Origin of the sequence: Actinomadura nitritigenes (assembly GCF_017573545.1) — a bacterium.
GTDB classification, from domain to species: domain Bacteria; phylum Actinomycetota; class Actinomycetes; order Streptosporangiales; family Streptosporangiaceae; genus Spirillospora; species Spirillospora nitritigenes.
Map to the genome: position 1 here is coordinate 110,289 of NZ_JAGEOK010000002.1, position 16,920 is coordinate 127,208.

Below are 16,920 nucleotides of genomic sequence, written 5' to 3' on the forward strand. Positions count from 1 at the left end.
GCTCCTCGCGACGCCGGCTCCATCACCACTGCCCACATTACGAAGGCTGGGAAGGAACGGGATGGCACGCAAGTCCATCGGGATCGTCATGAACGGCGTGACCGGCCGGATGGGATACCGGCAGCACCTCCTGCGCTCGATCCTCGCGATCCGCGAGCAGGGCGGGCTGCGGCTGGCGGACGGCACCGACCTGTGGCCGGAGCCGGTGCTGGTCGGCCGGTCGGAGACGAAGCTGCGGGACCTCGCCGCGCGGCACGGGCTGGACGCCTGGACGACCGACCTGGACGAGGCGCTGGCCCGTCCGGACACCGAGGTCTACTTCGACGCGCAGGTCACCAGCGCCCGCGTCGAGGCGATCCGCGCGGCGGTCGCGGCCGGGAAGCACGTCTACACCGAGAAGCCGCTCGCCGACGACCTGGCGGGCGCGCTCGCGCTCGCCAGGCTCGCCGACGAGGCGGGCATCAAGCACGGCGTGGTGCAGGACAAGCTGTTCCTGCCGGGCCTGCTGAAGCTTAAGCGGCTGATCGACGGCGGCTTCTTCGGCCGGATCCTGTCGGTGCGCGGCGAGTTCGGCTACTGGGTGTTCGAGGGCGACTGGCAGGAGGCGCAGCGGCCGTCCTGGAACTACCGGGCCGAGGACGGCGGCGGGATCATCCTCGACATGTTCTGCCACTGGCGGTACGTGCTCGACGCGATCGCCCAGGTCAGGTCCGTGCAGGCGCTCGGTGCGACGCACATCCCCGAGCGGGTGGACGAGGACGGGAAGCCGTACCAGGCGACCGCCGACGACGCCGCGTACGGGATCTTCGAGCTGGACGGCGGGATCGTCGCGCAGATCAACTCGTCGTGGACGACCCGGGTGTTCCGCGACGAGCTGGTGGAGTTCCAGATCGACGGGACGGAGGGGTCGGCCGTCGCGGGGCTGCGGCGCTGCCGCGTCCAGCACCGGTCGATGACGCCGAAGCCGGTGTGGAACCCGGACCTGCCGGCGACGGAGGACTTCCGCGCGCAGTGGCAGGAGATCCCCGACAACACCGAGTTCGACAACGGCTTCAAGACGCAGTGGGAGATGTTCCTGCGGCACGTCACCGAGGACGCGCCGTTCTCCTGGGACTTCTACGCGGGCGCGCGCGGGGTGCAGCTCGCGGAGCTCGGGCTCCAGGCGTGGCGCGAGGGGCGCCGCCTCGAGGTGCCGGAGCTGCGGCGATGAAGATCGAGCTGCCGGAACCGGACGGGACGCTCGTCCCGTACACGATGGGCGAGCCGCGCGCCTATCCCCCGCCGTCCGGGCCGGCGTCGTCGCGGGTCGCGTACGCGGCGGCGCACGTGGTCGCCGATCCGTTCGGCGACTCGCTGGACTGGGACGCGACGCTGGCGTTCCGCCGCCACCTGTGGTCGTACGGGCTGGGCGTCGCGGAGGCGATGGACACGGCGCAGCGCGGGATGGGGCTGGACTGGGCGACGACCCGGGAGCTCATCGTGCGCAGCAGTGAGGAAGCGCTTTCAGCAGGCGGCCGGATCGTCTGCGGAGCGGGCACCGACCAGCTCCCGCCCGGCCCGGCGACCCTGGAGCAGATCACCGCCGCCTACGAGGAGCAGCTCGGCGTCATCGAGGGCGCCGGTGCCGTCCCGGTGCTGATGGCGAGCCGCCACCTCGCCGCCGCCGCGCGCGGGCCGGAGGACTACGCGGCGGTGTACGGGCGGCTGCTGCCGCAGCTGCGGAACCCGGCCGTCCTGCACTGGCTCGGCCCGATGTTCGACCCGGCGCTCGAGGGCTACTGGGGCTCGTCCGACCTGGACGCCGCCGCCGACGCGGTGCTGGCGCTCATCGGCGAGCACGCCGCGTCGGTCGACGGCGTCAAGATCTCGCTGCTGGACGCCGGCCGGGAGATCGCGTTCCGGCGGCGCCTGCCGGCCGGCGTCCGGCTCTACACCGGCGACGACTTCAACTACCCGGAGCTGATCAAGGGCGACGCCGAGGGGCACAGCGACGCGCTGCTCGGGATCTTCGACCCGATCGCCCCGGCGGCCGCCGCCGCGCTGCACGCCCTCGACCGGGGCTCGGACGCCTACGACGAGATCTTCGCACCGACGCTGCCGCTCGCCCGGCACCTCTTCGAGACCCCCACCTTCTACTACAAGACCGGCGTCGTGTTCCTCGCCTGGCTGGCCGGCCACCAGCGGCACTTCCGGATGGTCGGCGGGCTGGAGTCGGCGCGGTCCGTCCCGCACCTGACCCGGCTGTTCCGGCTCGCCGACGCGGCCGGGCTCCTCCCCGACCCGGACCTCGCCGCGACCCGGATGCGCGCCTGGCTGACCGTCCAGGGGGCCGCATGACCAGGTTCAGCCTCAACCAGTGGACGACCCGGCACTGGCCCGTCCCCGACCTGCTCGCGGGGTGCGCGTCCGCCGGCGTGGCGGGCGTGGGCCTGTGGCGCGAGCCCGTCGCCGAGTACGGCCTGGCCCGCACCGCGAAGCTCGTCCGGGACCACGGCCTCGCGGTCACGTCGCTGTGCCGGAGCGGCTTCTTCCAGAACCCGGACGCCCTGGCCGACAACCGCCGCGCGATCGAGGAGGCCGCGGCGCTCGGCACCCCCGTCCTGTGCCTGGTCAGCGGCGGCCTGCCGGACGGCTCCCGGGACCTGGACGGCGCCCGGTCGCGGGTCGCGGACCTGCTCGCCGAGCTGGCGCCCTACGCGGGCGAGCACGGCGTCCGGCTGGCGCTGGAACCGCTGCACCCGATGTACTGCTCGGACCGGTGCGTCGTCTCCACCCTCGCCCAGGCCCTCGACCTGGCCGCGCCGTTCCCGTCCGCGCAGGTCGGCGTCATGGTCGACACCTACCACCTGTGGTGGGACCCGGACGTGTGGGACGGCATCGCGCGCGCGGGCGCGGAGGGCCGGATCGCGCTGTTCCAGGTCGCCGACTGGGTGACGCCGCTGCCCGAGGGCGTCCTCACCGGCCGCGGCATGCTCGGCGACGGCCGCATCGAGCTGCGCCGGTTCCGCGAGGCGGTGGACGCCACCGGCTACACCGGCCCGATCGAGGTCGAGATCTTCAACGACGAGCTCTGGGCGATGCCCGGCCCCGCCGCCCTCGACCTCGCCCTGTCCCGCTTCGCCCAGCACGTCGTATGACCCCCCGGGCGACGTCCACCCGCGGCGAGCCGTCGCCGTGAGGGCGCGCGGAACGGCGGCTCGCGGCGCGCCGGCGGGCGGGGAGGGCGAGGGGCGGACGTGGCGGGCGGCGTCCGGGGCGTGGCTCGGGATCGGGACGGCGCCGGGCGCGCTCGTCCTCGGCGCGCAGGTCGGCGGGCGGCACGGCGGCGCGCTGCCCGTCGCCGTGCTCGCGGCGGGCGGCGCCGTGATGACGGCGCTGCTCGCCGCGCAGGGACGGCTCGGCCTGCGCCCGCCCGCGGGCGAGGGCGCCGGCATGACCGTCCTCGCCCCGCGCTACCTGCCGCCGGTCGCCGAGCGGGCGTTCACCGCGCTGCTCGCGGTCGCGATGGCCGGCTGGTTCGGCTTCAACGTCGGGCTCGGCGGCGCCGCCCTCGCCGCGCTCACCGGCCTGCCGGACGCGGCCGGGGCCGTCCTGCTGACGGTCCCGATCGCCGCGGTCCTGCTGGCCGGCGGCGGGCGCTGGAACGCGATCGCGGTCGCCACCACGCTGACCGCCATCGCGCTGATCGGGATCGTCGCGGTGCGGCTGCCGCCGCCCGCGTCGCCGGTGTCGTTCGCGCGGGACGGCCCGTTCGCCGGGCTCGCCGCCGACCTGGCCGGCTACATCGGCTACGTGTCGGTGTTCGCGGTGCGGGCGCCGGACTTCACCGCCGGGCTGCGCGGCCGCCGCGATCTCGCGGCGTGCGTCGCGCTGCTGGTCGGCCCGGCGCTGGCGGCGTCGGTGGTCGGCGCGGGCGTGGCGGCGGCGAGCGGATCCACCGACGTGGTGGCGGTGCTGGCCGGCCCGGACGGGCTGCCCGCCGCGAACCTGTTCGTCGCCGCGTCGGTGATCGCGCCGACGTTCGCCGCCGTGCACTCCGGCGCCCTCGCCGTCCGCCGCTTCCTCCCCGCGGGGCGCGGGCCGGACGGTCCGCCCGGCGCGCGGGCGCGGCCGGGCGCCCAGGTGTGGGGCGTGCTGGCGATCGCGGTGCCCGGCGCGGTGCTCGCTGCGCTGCGCGTCGACCGGATGCTGCTCGACTGGCTGACGGTGCTGGCCGCCGCGCTGCCGGCGCTCGTCCCGCCGATGGCCGCCGAGGCGGCGCGGCGGCGGCGCGGGCGTCCCGCCCGTCCCGTCCGGACGTGGATCTGGGCGCCGGGCGCGGTGCTCGCCGTCGCGCTGACGCTGGCCGGGCACGCGGCGGCGGCTCCGGTCGGGCTCGCGGTGTCGGCCGCCGCGACGCTCGCGCATGCCCGGTCGGCGCGCGCCCGGCCGGCCTCCGGCCACCCGATCCGGCTCCGAATTCGTCCTTGACGGCAGGCGAGAGCCGGTCGTACGTTTTCGGGAAAGCGCTTCCAGAAAGCGCTTTCCAGTCACGTCACTCCGTCCCACTCCGTCCCCCACCCATCCCCCCCACCTTGGACGGTCGGAATGAAAAAACTGAGATGGTGCCTGCTGACGACCCTGGCGATGCTCGCCGCCCTCATCACCGTGCTCCCGGCCGGTGCGCAGGCGCGCGACGACGCCCCGATCCTCGACCCCATCCCCGACGACCCCGCCCCGTCCGGACTCGGCCTCGTGCTCAAGGAGGTCGCCCAGCTGCCCAAGTCGGAGCCCTCCGCACCGCCCACCGACCCGCGGCTCCAGCGCTGGAACCGCATCAACTACGTCGGTGAGGTGCCCGACCACTCGGGCCGGCTCTACGTCCCCGACCTGAACGGCAACCTGTACCTGCTCGACAAGAAGACCGGGAAGTCGCACGTCTACCTCGACGTCAAGGCCGCCTTCCCCGACTTCTACTCCGCCGCCGGCCTCGGCCAGGGCTTCGGCTTCGTCGCGTTCGACCCCGACTTCAAGAAGAACGGGAAGTTCTACACCACGCACGTCGAGTCGGGCAACGCGCTCAAGACGAAGACGCCCGACCTCACGCCGCAGCCGAAGACCGGCTACCACGGCGTCGTGGACGAGTGGACCGCCGACGACCCGAAGGCGCAGACCTTCCACGGCACCCACCGCGAGCTGCTGCGCATCGGCTTCGCCGGACGCATCCACAACCTGCAGCAGATCGACTTCAACCCCAACGCCAAGCGCGGCTCCGCCGACTACGGCAAGCTCTACCTGTCCGTGGGCGACGGCGGCAACGGCAACGTCGGCGACAACGGCGGCGACCCGCAGAACCTCGGCGTCCCGCAGGGCAAGATCCTGCGGATCGACCCGGCCGGGACCGACTCCGCGAACGGCAAGTACGGCATCCCCGCCGACAACCCGTTCGCCGGCCAGTCCGGCAAGGTCGGCGAGATCTACGCCTACGGCATGCGCGACCCGCACCGCTTCAGCTGGGACACCGGCGGCACCCACCGCATGTTCCTCGCGCACATCGGCGAGCACGAGATCGAGTCGATCCACGAGGTGAAGGCCGGCGACAACATCGGCTGGAGCGAGCGCGAGGGCGCGTTCACCTTCCGCAAGGACGACCGCTGCCACCTGTACCCGCTGCCCGCCGACGACGCCAAGAACAACTACGACTACCCGGTCGCGGCCTACGACCACGACCCGCCCGCGAACTGGGACTGCTCCAGCGACACCGGGCACGCGATCTCCGGCGGCTACGTCTACCGCGGCGCCGCCCTCCCCGCCCTGCGCGGCAAGTACCTGTTCACCGACATCGTCGACGGCCGGCTCATGTACACCGAAGAGTCGGAGATGAAGCGGGACCCGGCCGGCAAGCACCGCGCGCAGATCTACTCGCTCGCGGCGTACGACACCAAGGGCAACCCCGTCACGATGAGGCAGCTCGCCGGGGACAACCGGGTCGACCTGCGCTACGGCTCGGACGCCAAGGGCGAGCCCTACCTGCTCGCCAAGGCCAACGGCAAGATCTGGAAGGTCGTCGGCACCAAGAGCTACGCCGGCTGCCGTCCGAACGACGTCCGGGAGAGCCGCCTCATGGCGGCGGACAACTGGGCGCCCGTCACGCCGTCGAAGTGGCGGTTCCCGGGCAACGAGGTCGTCCTCGCGGAGGAGGGGACCCAGCGGCCCGGCCCGCGCCGCCCCTTCGAGTACGCGGTGCTGAAGTCGGGCCCGGTGCTCGGCTCGTCCAGGATCGACGCCGAGGTGCGGCTCGACACCCCGGTCGACATCATCAACCGTGACGTGATCATCGTCTTCGGCTACCAGGACGACACGCACTTCTACTACGCGCACCTGTCCACCGACAACAGCATCTACCCGCACAACGGCATCTTCGTCGTCAACGGCGCGGACCGGCTGCGCATCGACCAGCAGTGGAACGCCAACCGCTCGCACGGCGCCCCGCCGACCATCACCGACGCCGACTGGCACCGCGTCCGCGTCGCGCACTGCGCCGACACCGGCGAGATCGCGGTCTACGTGGACGGCTCCACCCGTCCCGCCATGACCGCCCTCGACAAGACGTTCACGACCGGACGCGTCGGCTTCGGGTCGTTCGACAACATCGGACGGCTCCGCGACCTGACCGTCCACGCGAACCCGGCACGGTAACGGCCTCCCCGGGCGGGCGGGCCCTCCCCGCCCGCCCGGGGGCACCAGAAGGAGACCCTCCATGCTGCTCCGCAGCCGCGTCACGGCCGCGACCGCCCTGCTCGGCGCGTCCGTCGTCGCCGCCTCGCTCGCCGCGCCGGCCCAGGCGTCCCCGGCGCCGGGCGTCGCCCCGTCCCTGAAGAACAACCTTGTCTCGTACTACGACTTCGAGCACCCGGTCCGCGGCGACGCGGCCCAGGAGCGCGACCTCGGCCGCTCCGGCACCACCATCGGCCTCGTCAACGGCGGCGCGGCGATGCGCGTCCGGGACGGCGCCCGCCGGCACGCGATCCAGCTCGGCCAGGTGAACCCGTCCACCGCGGGCAACGACGACTGGAAGGCCGGCGTCTACTCCGCTACCGGCGTCCCGTCCCTGCACGCGTTCAACGCCGCGCGCAGCGCGACCGTCGCGGGCTGGTTCAAGATGACCGGCACGAACCCGTCGCCCAACTCGGGCACCGCGAACCCCGACGACGTGTACAACGCGGTCGGCCTCATCGGCGTCCTCACCGGCGACTCCGACGGGCACGCCGTCCGCGCCCTGCTGGAGATCATCGACGTCTCCGGCACCCTCCGGCTCGTCGCGCTCGGCCGCCGCATCGACGGCGGCAGCTCGCAGACGTTCGCCGCGAACGCGGACTGGCGCACCCTCCTTCCGCAGAACACCTGGGTGCACCTCGCCGCCACGTTCGACTACGACACCGGCAAGATGGCCCTCTACAAGGACGGCGAGCCCCTCGACGGCTTCTACACCGTCTCGGGCGACCCCTGGAAGCTCCAGGGCACGCCGAGCCCGCACCTCACCTCCGCCACCGACCCGCGCGGTATCAAGATCGGGGGCAGTTTCCCGCAGAACACCCGCGAGGCGAACCCCTGCAACTGCCGCATGGACGGCCTGATGTTCCTCGACCGGGCCATCACCCCCGACGAGGCGCGCCTCCAGTACCGCATCGCCAAGCGCTGAACCCCTCCCCCCGGCCGCCGGTGCGCCCCGAGCGCACCGGCGGCCCTGTCATACCCGGCTGCCAGACTGCCCCGCATGACCGAGGACGAGTTCTGGGGCCTGGTCGAGCGGTCCCGCGGCCACTCCCCCGACCCGGGCCGCCGGCTGGCCTGGCTCGAAGAGCGGCTCGTCCGCCTGCCGCCGAGCGAGATCGCCGACTTCCAGGTCCGCCAGGACGAGACGCGCCTGCGGTCCGACACCCACGCGCTCTGGGGCGCCGCGTACCTGATCATGGGCGGCCTGTGCTCGATGGACGCCTTCTGGTACTTCCAGCCCTGGCTGATCGGCCAGGGCCGCCGGACGTTCCGCCTCGTCACCGCGGTGCCCGACCTGCTGGCGGAACTGCCCGGCATCCGGCGCCTGGCGGGCCGTCCGATGGGCGGATGGTCGGACGCGGAATGGCCGGAATGGGAGTCGCTCAACTACCTGGCCGCCACCGCCTACGAGCGCCTCACCGGAGACGAGGACGGCCTGAGCGACGCCCTGCTCGCCCGCGGCCACGAGACGCCGTGCGACACCGCGCCCGCCGACCCGTCCTGGGACTTCGACGACCCGGCGGAGATCGCCCGGCGCCTTCCCCGGCTCTCCGCCCTCTTCCCGGCGCGAGCGCGAGGCTAGAGGCAGCGGCCTCTCCTCCGCACGGCGCCTCTTCTTCGGACGGCGCCCCTTCTTCGGACGGCGGCGCGCGCGGGGACTCCGCGAGGCATAGGTTGGGCGGGGTTGATCTTCGTGAGGGGGCCTGGATGAGCGTCGCGCTTTTCACGCTGGGCGGGACGATCGCGATGGCGGGGCACGGTCCCGGCCGGGACGGCGGGACGGTCGTGGCGCGGCTGAGCGGCGCCGACCTGACGGCCGCCGTCCCCCGGCTGGCCGACGTGGGCGTGCCGCTGGAAGTGCAGGACATCGAGGCCGTCCCGAGCGCCCGGTTGACGTTCGCGCGGATCCTCGACCTGGTGCGGCGGGCGTCGGACGCGGTGCGGGACGGGGCGCACGGGATCGTGGTCACCCAGGGCACCGACACGCTGGAGGAGACGGCCTTCCTCGCCGACCTGCTCTGGCCCCATGACGAACCGTTCGTGATGACGGGCGCCATGCGGAACCCGACGCTGGCGGGCCCCGACGGGCCGGCCAACCTGCTCGCGGCCGCGCACGTGGCCGCGGCGCCGCAGGCGCGGGGGCTCGGCGCGCTGGTGGTGATGAACGACGAGATCCACGCGGCGCGGTGGGTGCGGAAGGCGCACAGCGCGAGCACCGGGGCGTTCGTGTCGCCGAACGCCGGTCCGATCGGGTCCGTGTACGAGGGGCGGGTCGGCGTGCACGGCGGCGTGCCGCGCCGCGCGCCCGTCGAGGTCGACGCGGCGGCACTGGCCGGGGTGCGGGTGGGGTTCCACACCGTCGTCCTGGACGACGATCCGTCGATGATGAACGCGGAGGGGTGCGACGGGTTCGTCGTCGCGGGCTTCGGGGTGGGGCACGTGCCGCCCGCGTTCGCGCCCATCCTGGGCGATCTCACGCAGCGCATGCCGGTGGTGCTCGCGTCGCGGACGGGGGCCGGGCCGGTACTGCGCGGCACCTACGGCGCGGTCGGCTCCGAGACCGATCTCCAGCGGCGCGGGCTGATCAACGCGGGGATGCTCGACCCCTACAAGGCCCGCGTCCTGCTGCGGGTCATGCTCGCCGCGGGCGCCGGCAGGGATGGGGTCGCCGCCGCGTTCGCCGAGCGCGGCTGACGGCGCGAACGGCTAGGCGGACGCGAGGCGGAGCCCGGCGTCCGTGGCCGCGACCAGCGTCCCGTCCGTGCTCAGCGCCAGGTCGTTCACCCGGGCCGGCAGGGGGACGCGACGGGACGGCGTGACGGACGCGGCGTCCCACACCAGCAACTCGCCGCCGACGTCGGCGGCCACCAGGAGACGGCCGCCGGCGACGGCGGCGGCGACCGCGCCGATGTCGCCCGGCGCGGGCAGCGCGACCGCGGCGTCGCCGTCCACGGTCCGGGTGAGCACCTCCGCGCCGGACGGCTGGACGAGGAGCGGCGGGCCGTCCGGGCCGGGGGCGAGCACCGCCTGCGAGCCGGAGGACGGCAGCGACGCGGCCTCCTCCTCGCGCTCCACGTCGAGGAGGCCGATGGTCCGCTCGGTGTCGCAGGCGAGGCCGACGAGGGGCCCGCTCGCCGGGGCGGCGTGCAGGATCCAGCGGTCGATGGCCGTCCAGTGGCCGAGCCAGACGCCGAACTCGGTGCGCAGGTCGCCGGTGCGGGCGTCCAGTACGGCGACCCGGGCGTCGCTGGCCGGGCCGAAGACGGCGACGACGGCGCCGCGCCCGCCGTGGACGGCGAGCCCGAGCAGGTCGGGCTGCCCGTCGACGGTGAGCTCGCCGCCGGTGGACAGGTCGAGGACGTGCACGCGGTCGCGGTGCGTCCAGGCCACCACGGGCGCGCCGTCCGGCAGCAGCCCGAACGCCCATTCCGCGCGGTGGTCGGGGAAGTCGGGGATCGGCGGGCCCAGCGCGGAGCGCGTGCGCAGATCCCATGCCTGGCCGATGTTGGCGCCCTGCCCGGCCCGCGAGGTGAACGCCAGCGGCGGCCCGGCGGCCGTGGCGGCGACACCGTCGAACGCTCCCTGCGCCAGCACGCTTTCGGGCATGCCTGGGAGGCTAGGACACCGGAGTGAGATCGTTCCGCGAAGTGCACGAAAACGCAGCGGACGCGTCCCTGCGCCGCGCGTGACGGCCCTCGCCCGGTTGTTCGGCGAAGGACCGGATGATGCCGGTAGGTTCCTGGCTCGTGGAGCCGATCGATCTGACCCCCGTCGAGCGGCGCGTGTGGCGGGCGTTCGCCACGGGCCGGCCCGTCGACCTGCGGGACGGGGACGACGATCCGGAGCGCGGCGGCGGCTGGGGGGCCGGGCGGACGGTCCGGGCGGACGTGCTGCGCAAGCTGCTGCTGGGACCGGCGGCCGACGGGGAGATCGCGGCGCTGCGGCTGAGGGGTGCGCGGATCTCGGGGCGGCTCGACCTGCGGTACGCGGCGGTCGGGCATCCGGTGCGGCTGGCGGGCTGCCGCTTCGACGAGGCGCCGGACCTGTACGGCGCGCACCTGCGGCAGCTGAACCTCAGCGGCTCCTTCCTGCCGGGCCTGGCGGCGGAGACCCTCAAGGTGGACGGGGTGCTGCGCCTCACCGGCTGCCGCATCCCCGGGCAGATCCGGATGGGCGGGGCACGGCTGGCCGGAGCCTTCTTCCTGGAGCGCGCGCGGCTCGGGGAGGACGGCGCGCGGAAGGAGGTCCTGCACGTCAACCATTCCGTCATCGAGGACGACGTGTGGGCGCCCGGCCTGGAGGCGCGCGGGGAGATCCGGCTGAACGGCGCGTCCGTCGCGGGGACGCTGAACCTCAGAGGCGCCGTGCTGCTGACCCCGGGCGGGCGGGCGTTCGACGGCGAGAACCTCACCGTGGGATCGGATCTGATCGCCACCGGCGCGCGCATGGAGGGCGAGGTGAGTCTGCGCGGCGCGGCGATCCCCGGGCTGCTGGTGCTGACGAGCGCGCGGCTGTCCGACGCGTCCTGCGCGCTGCGGGCGACGAGCGCGGTGATCGGGGAGGTGTGGCTGCGGGAGGCGCGGGTCGACGGCCCGGTGAACCTGCTGCGCGGCCGCTTCGGGCTGCTGCACGCGGCGCCCGGCGCGTTCGGCGGCACGGTCTGGCTGGACGGCCTGACGTACGGTTCGCTCACGCCGCGGCTCCCCGCCAAGGCCCGCATCGCGATGCTGGAGCGGGACGAGGAGGGCTACGTCCCGCACGCGTACGAGCAGCTCGCCGCCGCGTACCGGCAGGCGGGCGACGACCGGGCGGCGCGGAACGTCCTGCTGGCCAAGCAGCGCAGGCACCGCTCGACGCGGCCCCGGTACGCGCGGCTGTGGGGGTACCTGCAGGACGTGACGGTCGGGTACGGGTTCCGGCCGCTGTGGGCGGCGGCGTGGCTCGCGGGGCTGCTGGCGGCGGGCACGGCGGTGTTCGGGCCGCATCCGCCCGCGCCGCTGAAGGCCGACGAGCATCCGCCGTTCAACGCGCTGTTCTACACGCTGGACCTGCTGCTGCCCATCATCTCCTTCGGGCAGGAGAACGCGTTCAAGCCCGCCGGCTGGCACCAGTGGCTCGCCTACGGGCTGGTCATCGCGGGCTGGGTGCTGGCGACGACGATCGCCGCCGGGATCACCCGGACGCTCAGCCGGCAGTGACCTCGCGGAGCCGCGCGGCGGCGGCCTCCGGCGGCACGTCGTTGATCCACGCCGCCATGCCCGACTCGGACCCCGCCAAGTACTTGATCTTGTCGGGGGCGCGCCGGATGGAGAACAGCTCCAGGTGCAGCCGGACGAGGTCGCGGCCCTCGCCGGTCGGCGCCTGGTGCCAGCCCGCGACGTACGGGAGCGGCGCGCCGTACAGGGCGTCGCAGCGGCGGAGCAGCTCGCGGTAGAGGACGGCCAGCTCGTCGCGTTCGGCGGTGTCCAGCGCGGCGAGGTCGGGGACGTGCCGGTGCGGCATCAGGTGGACCTCGACGGGCCAGCGCGCCGCGGCCGGGACGTACGCCGTCCAGTGCTCGCCGGACAGCACCACCCGGGTGCCCGCCCGCTCGGCCTTCAGCACGTCGTCGAACAGGCCGGGGTTCCGGGACGCCATGGCGAGCACGCGCTCGGTCCGCGGGGTGACGAACGGGTACGCGTAGATCTGCCCGTGCGGGTGGTGCAGCGTCACGCCGATCTCGACGCCGCGGTTCTCGAAGGCGAACACCTGCCGGACGGTCGGGATCTCCGACAGCTCGGCGGTGCGGTCGGCCCACGCGTCGATGACCGTCCGGACGCGGGAGACCGGCAGGTCCGTCATCGCGGCGTCGTGGTCGTCGGTGAAGCAGACGACCTCGCAGCGCCCCGCGCCGGCGAACCGGGCGAACACCTCCGCGCCGTCGACCGCGGGCGGCACCGCCGGGGTCCGGGTGTCGAACGACGGGAACCGGTTCTCGAAGACGGCGACGTCGTAGGAGTCGTCGGGGATCTCCGAGGCGGGGCCGCCGGGGCACAGCGGGCACTGGTCGGGCGGCGGCAAGAACGTGCGCGTGTTGCGGTGCGCGGTGACCGTGACGTGGTCGCCGGTCAGCGGGTCGCGGCGGACCTCGCACACCGGCTCGACCGGCGGCAGCCCGCGGGGGTCGGGAACGGGCACCCGTCCGGGGGACTCGTCGTAGTAGACGAGTTCGCGGCCGTCGGAGAGCCGCGCGCGTGTCCGGTGCATCGCCCGCAGCCTACAGCGCCCCGGCGTTCGCCGCCGCCTCCGCCTGGTGCACCGCCAGCAGGTGCTTCACCAGGGTGGTCAGCACCTCCTTGCCGGACGCGCGCTCGCGGACGTCGCACAGCACGATCGGGGTGGTGTCGCTCAGGTCGAGGGCCTCGCGGATCTCGTCCTCGGTGTAGTCGTAGCCGTCGTCGAACATGTTGACGGCGATGACGAACGGGAGCCCGCGGTTCTCGAAGTAGTCGACGGCGGGGAAGCAGTCGGCGAGGCGGCGGGTGTCGGCGAGGACGACCGCGCCGAGCGCCCCGTACGACAGCTCGTCCCACATGAACCAGAAGCGGTCCTGGCCGGGGGTGCCGAACAGGTAGAGGACGAGGCCGTCGCGGATGGTGATGCGGCCGAAGTCCATCGCGACGGTCGTGGTGGTCTTCTGCTCGACGCCCTCGGTGTCGTCGACGCCGATGCCCCGGTCGGTGAGCAGTTCCTCGGTCTGCAGCGGCCGGATCTCGCTGACGGCGCCGACGAGCGTCGTCTTGCCGACCCCGAATCCGCCGGCGACGAGGATCTTCACCGCGATGGGCGCGGCGGGGGCCGGGCCCGCGGCTTCAGAGGGCTTGGAGACCATGCAGCACTTCCCTGAGCAGGCGTTCCTTGGAGAGCGTGCTCTCCTGTTGTTGCGGGCGGGTGACGGTGATGAGGCGGTGGTGCAGCAGGTCGCCGAGCAGCACCCGGACGACGACGAGCGGCAGCCGGATCCGGGCGGCGATCTCGGCGACCGGCTGCGGCTGGAGGCACATCTCCAGGATGTCGAGGTGCTCGGGGCCGATGCCGGGCGATCCGGAGCGCGGCCGGGCCGCGGTCGCGACGATCGTGATCATGTCGAAGGCCTCGGCCGTGGCGGGCCTGGCGCGCCCGCGGGTGAGCGCGTACGACCGGACGATCGGCCCGGCCTCGTCATCGAGCCATTCGCTCCCAGGACCGCTCATGCGGGCTCACGAGTCCTCGGTATCGAGGGACTCGGCGCGGCCGCGCCGGGTGCCCTGCTGGATGGACGACATCATCGAGCGCAGCTCCTCGGGGGTGCGGCCGGCGCGCGGTGCGGGCTCGGGGGCGGGCCGGGCGGCCGGCTCCTCGCGCAGTTGCGCGGCCATGTTCTCCTGCCGGACGCGCTTCGGCAGCGCCGGCCGGTCGCCGCGGCCGGCGCCGGGGGGACGGCGGCGGACCTCGCGCGGGGAGCGCGGCGTCCGCTGCGCGGCGGGCCGCTCGCCGTCGCGGCGCGCGGGGGGCTCGCCCCACGCGGACGGCGACCTGCGCTGCCCGGGCAGCGGACCCTGCACGGGCTCGGCGAACACCGGGCGCGGGCCGGTCGTCTCGGACGCCTCCCCCGGTCCGGGCACGCCGGCGGTCTCGCCGGACGCGTCGCTCGGGCCCCATCCGATCGGGCCGGTTCCGGCGCCGCCGGGGGCCGGGCCCGCCGGGACCCCGATCGGGCCGGTGGCCGGGCCGTCGGGCGGCAGGCCGATCGGGCCGATCGGGCCGGTGGGCGGGCCGTCGGCGCGGTCAGCGAACCCGGCGGAGCGGCCCGCCCCAGCGCCGCCGCCGGGGCCGCCGCCGAGCGGATCGTCGCCGAGGGGGTCGTTGCCGAGGGGGTCGGCGGCGATCGCGCCGAGCGGGTCGTCGCCGAACTGCGGCGGGCGGGGCAGCGGCTCGGCGGGACGGGCGTCGGCGGGTTCCGGGCGCGGGGCCGCGGCGTGCCGGCCGGCCGGAAGGCGCAGCACCGCGCCGCCCGGCTCCTCGCCGGCGGGGCCGTCCGGGCGGCGGCCGACGACGGCGCCGACCGGGACGAGGGCGTCCTCGGCGCGGCGGGTGGTGAGCGCGGGCGGCGCCTCCAGCGCGTCGGCCTCGGCGCGGACGACGAGGTCCTCGGGCAGCAGCACGATCGCGGTCATGCCGCCGTACGGGGAGGTGCGCAGGGTGACCTTGACGCCGTGCCGGCGGGCGAGCCGGCCGACGACGAACAGGCCGAGCTGCGAGGCGTCGGACAGGTCGAACTCGCCGCCGCTGGCGAGCCGCTCGTTGGCCGCGGCGAGGCTCGGCTCGTCCATGCTGAGCCCGCGGTCCTCGACCTCCAGGGTGAAGCCGTGCGAGACGGCCTGGCCGTGCACCTGCACGGTGGTGTGCGGCGGCGAGAACGCGGTGGCGTTCTCGATCAGCTCGGCGAGCAGGTGGATGACGTCGGCGACGGCGGGCCCGACGATCGCGGCGCGGGTCATCGGCGCGACGTTGACGCGGGTGTAGTCCTCGACCTCGGACGCGGCGGCGCGGGCGACGTCGACGATCGCGACGGGGCTGCGCCAGCCGCGGCCGGGCGCCTGCCCGGACAGGATGATGAGGCCCTCCGCGTGCCGGCGCATGCGGGTGGCGAGGTGGTCGACCCGGAACAGGTCCTCCAGGTCGTCGGGGACCTCGATGCGCCGCTCCATCGAGTCGAGCAGCTTGAGCTGGCGGTGCAGCAGCGTCTGGCTGCGGCGGGCGAGGTTGACGAAGACGTCGCTGACGTTGCGGCGCAGCGTCGCCTCCTCGACGGCGCCCTGGATGGCGGTGCGGCGGGCGGCGTTGAACGCCTCGCCGACCTGGTCGATCTCGCGGGTGCCGAAGGCCAGCGGCGGCGCCTCGGCGGCCACGTCGACCTCCTCGCCGCGGCGCAGCCGGCGGATCACGCCGGGAAGCCGGACGTCGGCGAGGTCGATGGCCTCGCGGCGCAGCCGGGCCAGCTCGCGGATCACGGACCGGGCCACCCACACCGCGATGACCAGGGACGCGACGACGGCGAGAAGGCCGAGGGCGCCGGCCAGCACGACCCGGGTGATGATGCCGTCGGAGATCGGCTTGGCGCGCTTCTCGGCGCCCGCGGCCACCGACAGCTCCAGCCCGCGCAGCCGGGTGAGGTTGGAGTCGGCGGTGGTCTTCCACAGCGTCCCGGAGGTGGAGGACGGCCGGACGAGCGCGCGGGACGCGACGAACCGGTCCTCCAGCGCGCGGAGCCGGGCGTACTCGGGCATGGCGGTGACGCGCCGGTAGTAGGACTGGTCGTCGGCGCGCAGCTCGGACGAGGCGAACCCGTACAGGGAGCGCTGGGTGCCGACGAGCTTGACGAACTGGGCGTGCTCGGCGGGCGTCATCCGCCCGGCGGCGAGCGCGCCGGCGAGGACGGCGTCCTCCTCGGCGAGGGTCTCGCGGGCCCGCGACAGCGACGCCTCGTTGCGGGCGTCCTTGGCGACCTCGGAGTTGTCGAGGGTGGCGAGGGAGCCCTGCAGCGACCCGATGTCCGACAGCAAGGAGGTGTAGTCGGCGAACGCCTTGGACCGGCCGGTGGCGCCGGCGTCGATGGCGCGCCGCCCGGTGCCGAGCGCGGCGAGCTCGCCGCTGATCCGGTCGGCGAGCCGGCGGGCCTGGGCGGGCGCGGCGCCGCGGGCGCCGGAGTCCTGGACGAGGCGGCGGAACAGGTCGGCCTGCCGGTCGGTGACGAGGCGCCCGGACTCCATCGCGGCGCGGTCCCCGTCGGTATGGCTGCCGAGATACACCATCGACAGCCGGCGCTCGTTCTGCAGGGCGCTGCCGAGCGCGCCGGACGGGTAGGCGAAGTGGTCCTGGACGGTCTCGACGTGCCGGAGGTTGAGGCCCTGGCCGAGCGCGATGCTCGCGGCGAAGGCCCAGAGCACGCCGAGCGAGACGACCGAGACGGTCACCATCAGGACGACCTTGAACCGGATGGACCGGAACCGCGACGCCTTGGGGACCCGACGGTGGCCGGCGGCGGGGTCCGGGGAGCGGCCTCGTTTTGGCACTTCGGTGACGACTTTCGCTCGTGGGGGCAGGTGAGGGGCCGACAAGCTCCAAGCGGAACCGACAAGGTTC

Annotated in this window: 14 protein-coding genes; 9 read left to right on the top strand and 5 right to left on the bottom strand. The window is 74.6% G+C overall.

Going from position 1 to position 16,920, the window contains the following annotated elements:
* The first annotated feature begins 61 nt into the window (after positions 1 to 61).
* The 8 genes from J4557_RS02815 (at position 62) to J4557_RS02850 (ending at position 9,450) form a co-directional block, all read left to right on the top strand.
* Positions 62 to 1,210, top strand: coding sequence for a Gfo/Idh/MocA family protein (locus tag J4557_RS02815; RefSeq protein ID WP_208264741.1), 1,149 nt, complete (start codon positions 62 to 64; stop codon positions 1,208 to 1,210).
* The gene (locus J4557_RS02820) at positions 1,207 to 2,337 is read left to right on the top strand and encodes a dihydrodipicolinate synthase family protein (RefSeq protein ID WP_208264742.1); all 1,131 of its coding nucleotides are present in this window, start codon (positions 1,207 to 1,209) and stop codon (positions 2,335 to 2,337) included. Before J4557_RS02815 ends, J4557_RS02820 begins: the two co-directional genes overlap by 4 nt.
* The gene (locus J4557_RS02825) at positions 2,334 to 3,137 is read left to right on the top strand and encodes a sugar phosphate isomerase/epimerase family protein (protein ID WP_208264743.1); all 804 of its coding nucleotides are present in this window, start codon (positions 2,334 to 2,336) and stop codon (positions 3,135 to 3,137) included. Before J4557_RS02820 ends, J4557_RS02825 begins: the two co-directional genes overlap by 4 nt.
* 37 nt (positions 3,138 to 3,174) lie before the next feature.
* The gene (locus J4557_RS02830) at positions 3,175 to 4,470 is read left to right on the top strand and encodes a hypothetical protein (protein WP_208264744.1); all 1,296 of its coding nucleotides are present in this window, start codon (positions 3,175 to 3,177) and stop codon (positions 4,468 to 4,470) included.
* Positions 4,471 to 4,587: 117 nt separating this feature from the next.
* Positions 4,588 to 6,678 (top strand): PQQ-dependent sugar dehydrogenase, encoded by a 2,091-nt coding sequence (locus tag J4557_RS02835; protein ID WP_208264745.1) that lies wholly within the window; start codon positions 4,588 to 4,590, stop codon positions 6,676 to 6,678.
* A 61-nt stretch (positions 6,679 to 6,739) separates the two neighbouring features.
* Entirely contained in the window at positions 6,740 to 7,681 is a 942-nt protein-coding gene (locus tag J4557_RS02840; protein ID WP_208264746.1) for a LamG-like jellyroll fold domain-containing protein, read from the top strand.
* 75 nt (positions 7,682 to 7,756) lie between these two features.
* Positions 7,757 to 8,338, top strand: coding sequence for a DUF4240 domain-containing protein (locus J4557_RS02845; RefSeq protein WP_208264747.1), 582 nt, complete (start codon positions 7,757 to 7,759; stop codon positions 8,336 to 8,338).
* A gap of 125 nt (positions 8,339 to 8,463) precedes the next feature.
* Entirely contained in the window at positions 8,464 to 9,450 is a 987-nt protein-coding gene (locus tag J4557_RS02850) for an asparaginase (protein WP_208264748.1), read from the top strand.
* Between the two features lie 12 nt (positions 9,451 to 9,462).
* Here the strand turns inward: J4557_RS02850 and J4557_RS02855 are convergent, their stop codons facing one another.
* Positions 9,463 to 10,362, bottom strand: coding sequence for a hypothetical protein (locus J4557_RS02855; RefSeq protein ID WP_208264749.1), 900 nt, complete (start codon positions 10,360 to 10,362; stop codon positions 9,463 to 9,465).
* A gap of 140 nt (positions 10,363 to 10,502) precedes the next feature.
* Here J4557_RS02855 and J4557_RS49225 point away from each other — a divergent pair, with 140 nt between their 5' ends.
* A complete protein-coding gene (locus J4557_RS49225) occupies positions 10,503 to 11,954 on the top strand; it encodes a hypothetical protein (protein WP_243775199.1) in 1,452 nt (483 codons plus the stop codon).
* On the opposite strand, the gene galT is transcribed toward J4557_RS49225, so the two are convergent.
* From galT to J4557_RS50700, 4 genes are read right to left on the bottom strand one after another with little or no spacing between them, the layout of a single operon-like run.
* Positions 11,941 to 13,002 (bottom strand): galactose-1-phosphate uridylyltransferase, encoded by a 1,062-nt coding sequence (galT, locus tag J4557_RS02865; protein WP_208264750.1) that lies wholly within the window; start codon positions 13,000 to 13,002, stop codon positions 11,941 to 11,943. The two genes, J4557_RS49225 and galT, sit on opposite strands and share 14 nt — an antisense overlap.
* Before the next feature lie 10 nt (positions 13,003 to 13,012).
* Positions 13,013 to 13,627, bottom strand: coding sequence for a GTP-binding protein (locus J4557_RS02870; protein ID WP_208264751.1), 615 nt, complete (start codon positions 13,625 to 13,627; stop codon positions 13,013 to 13,015).
* Complete coding sequence (locus J4557_RS02875) at positions 13,608 to 13,988, bottom strand: DUF742 domain-containing protein (protein WP_151545489.1); 381 nt, start codon at positions 13,986 to 13,988, stop codon at positions 13,608 to 13,610. Before J4557_RS02875 ends, J4557_RS02870 begins: the two co-directional genes overlap by 20 nt.
* Positions 13,989 to 13,994: 6 nt before the next feature.
* Complete coding sequence (locus tag J4557_RS50700) at positions 13,995 to 16,754, bottom strand: sensor histidine kinase (RefSeq protein ID WP_208264752.1); 2,760 nt, start codon at positions 16,752 to 16,754, stop codon at positions 13,995 to 13,997.
* Between the last annotated feature and the right edge of the window lie 166 nt (positions 16,755 to 16,920).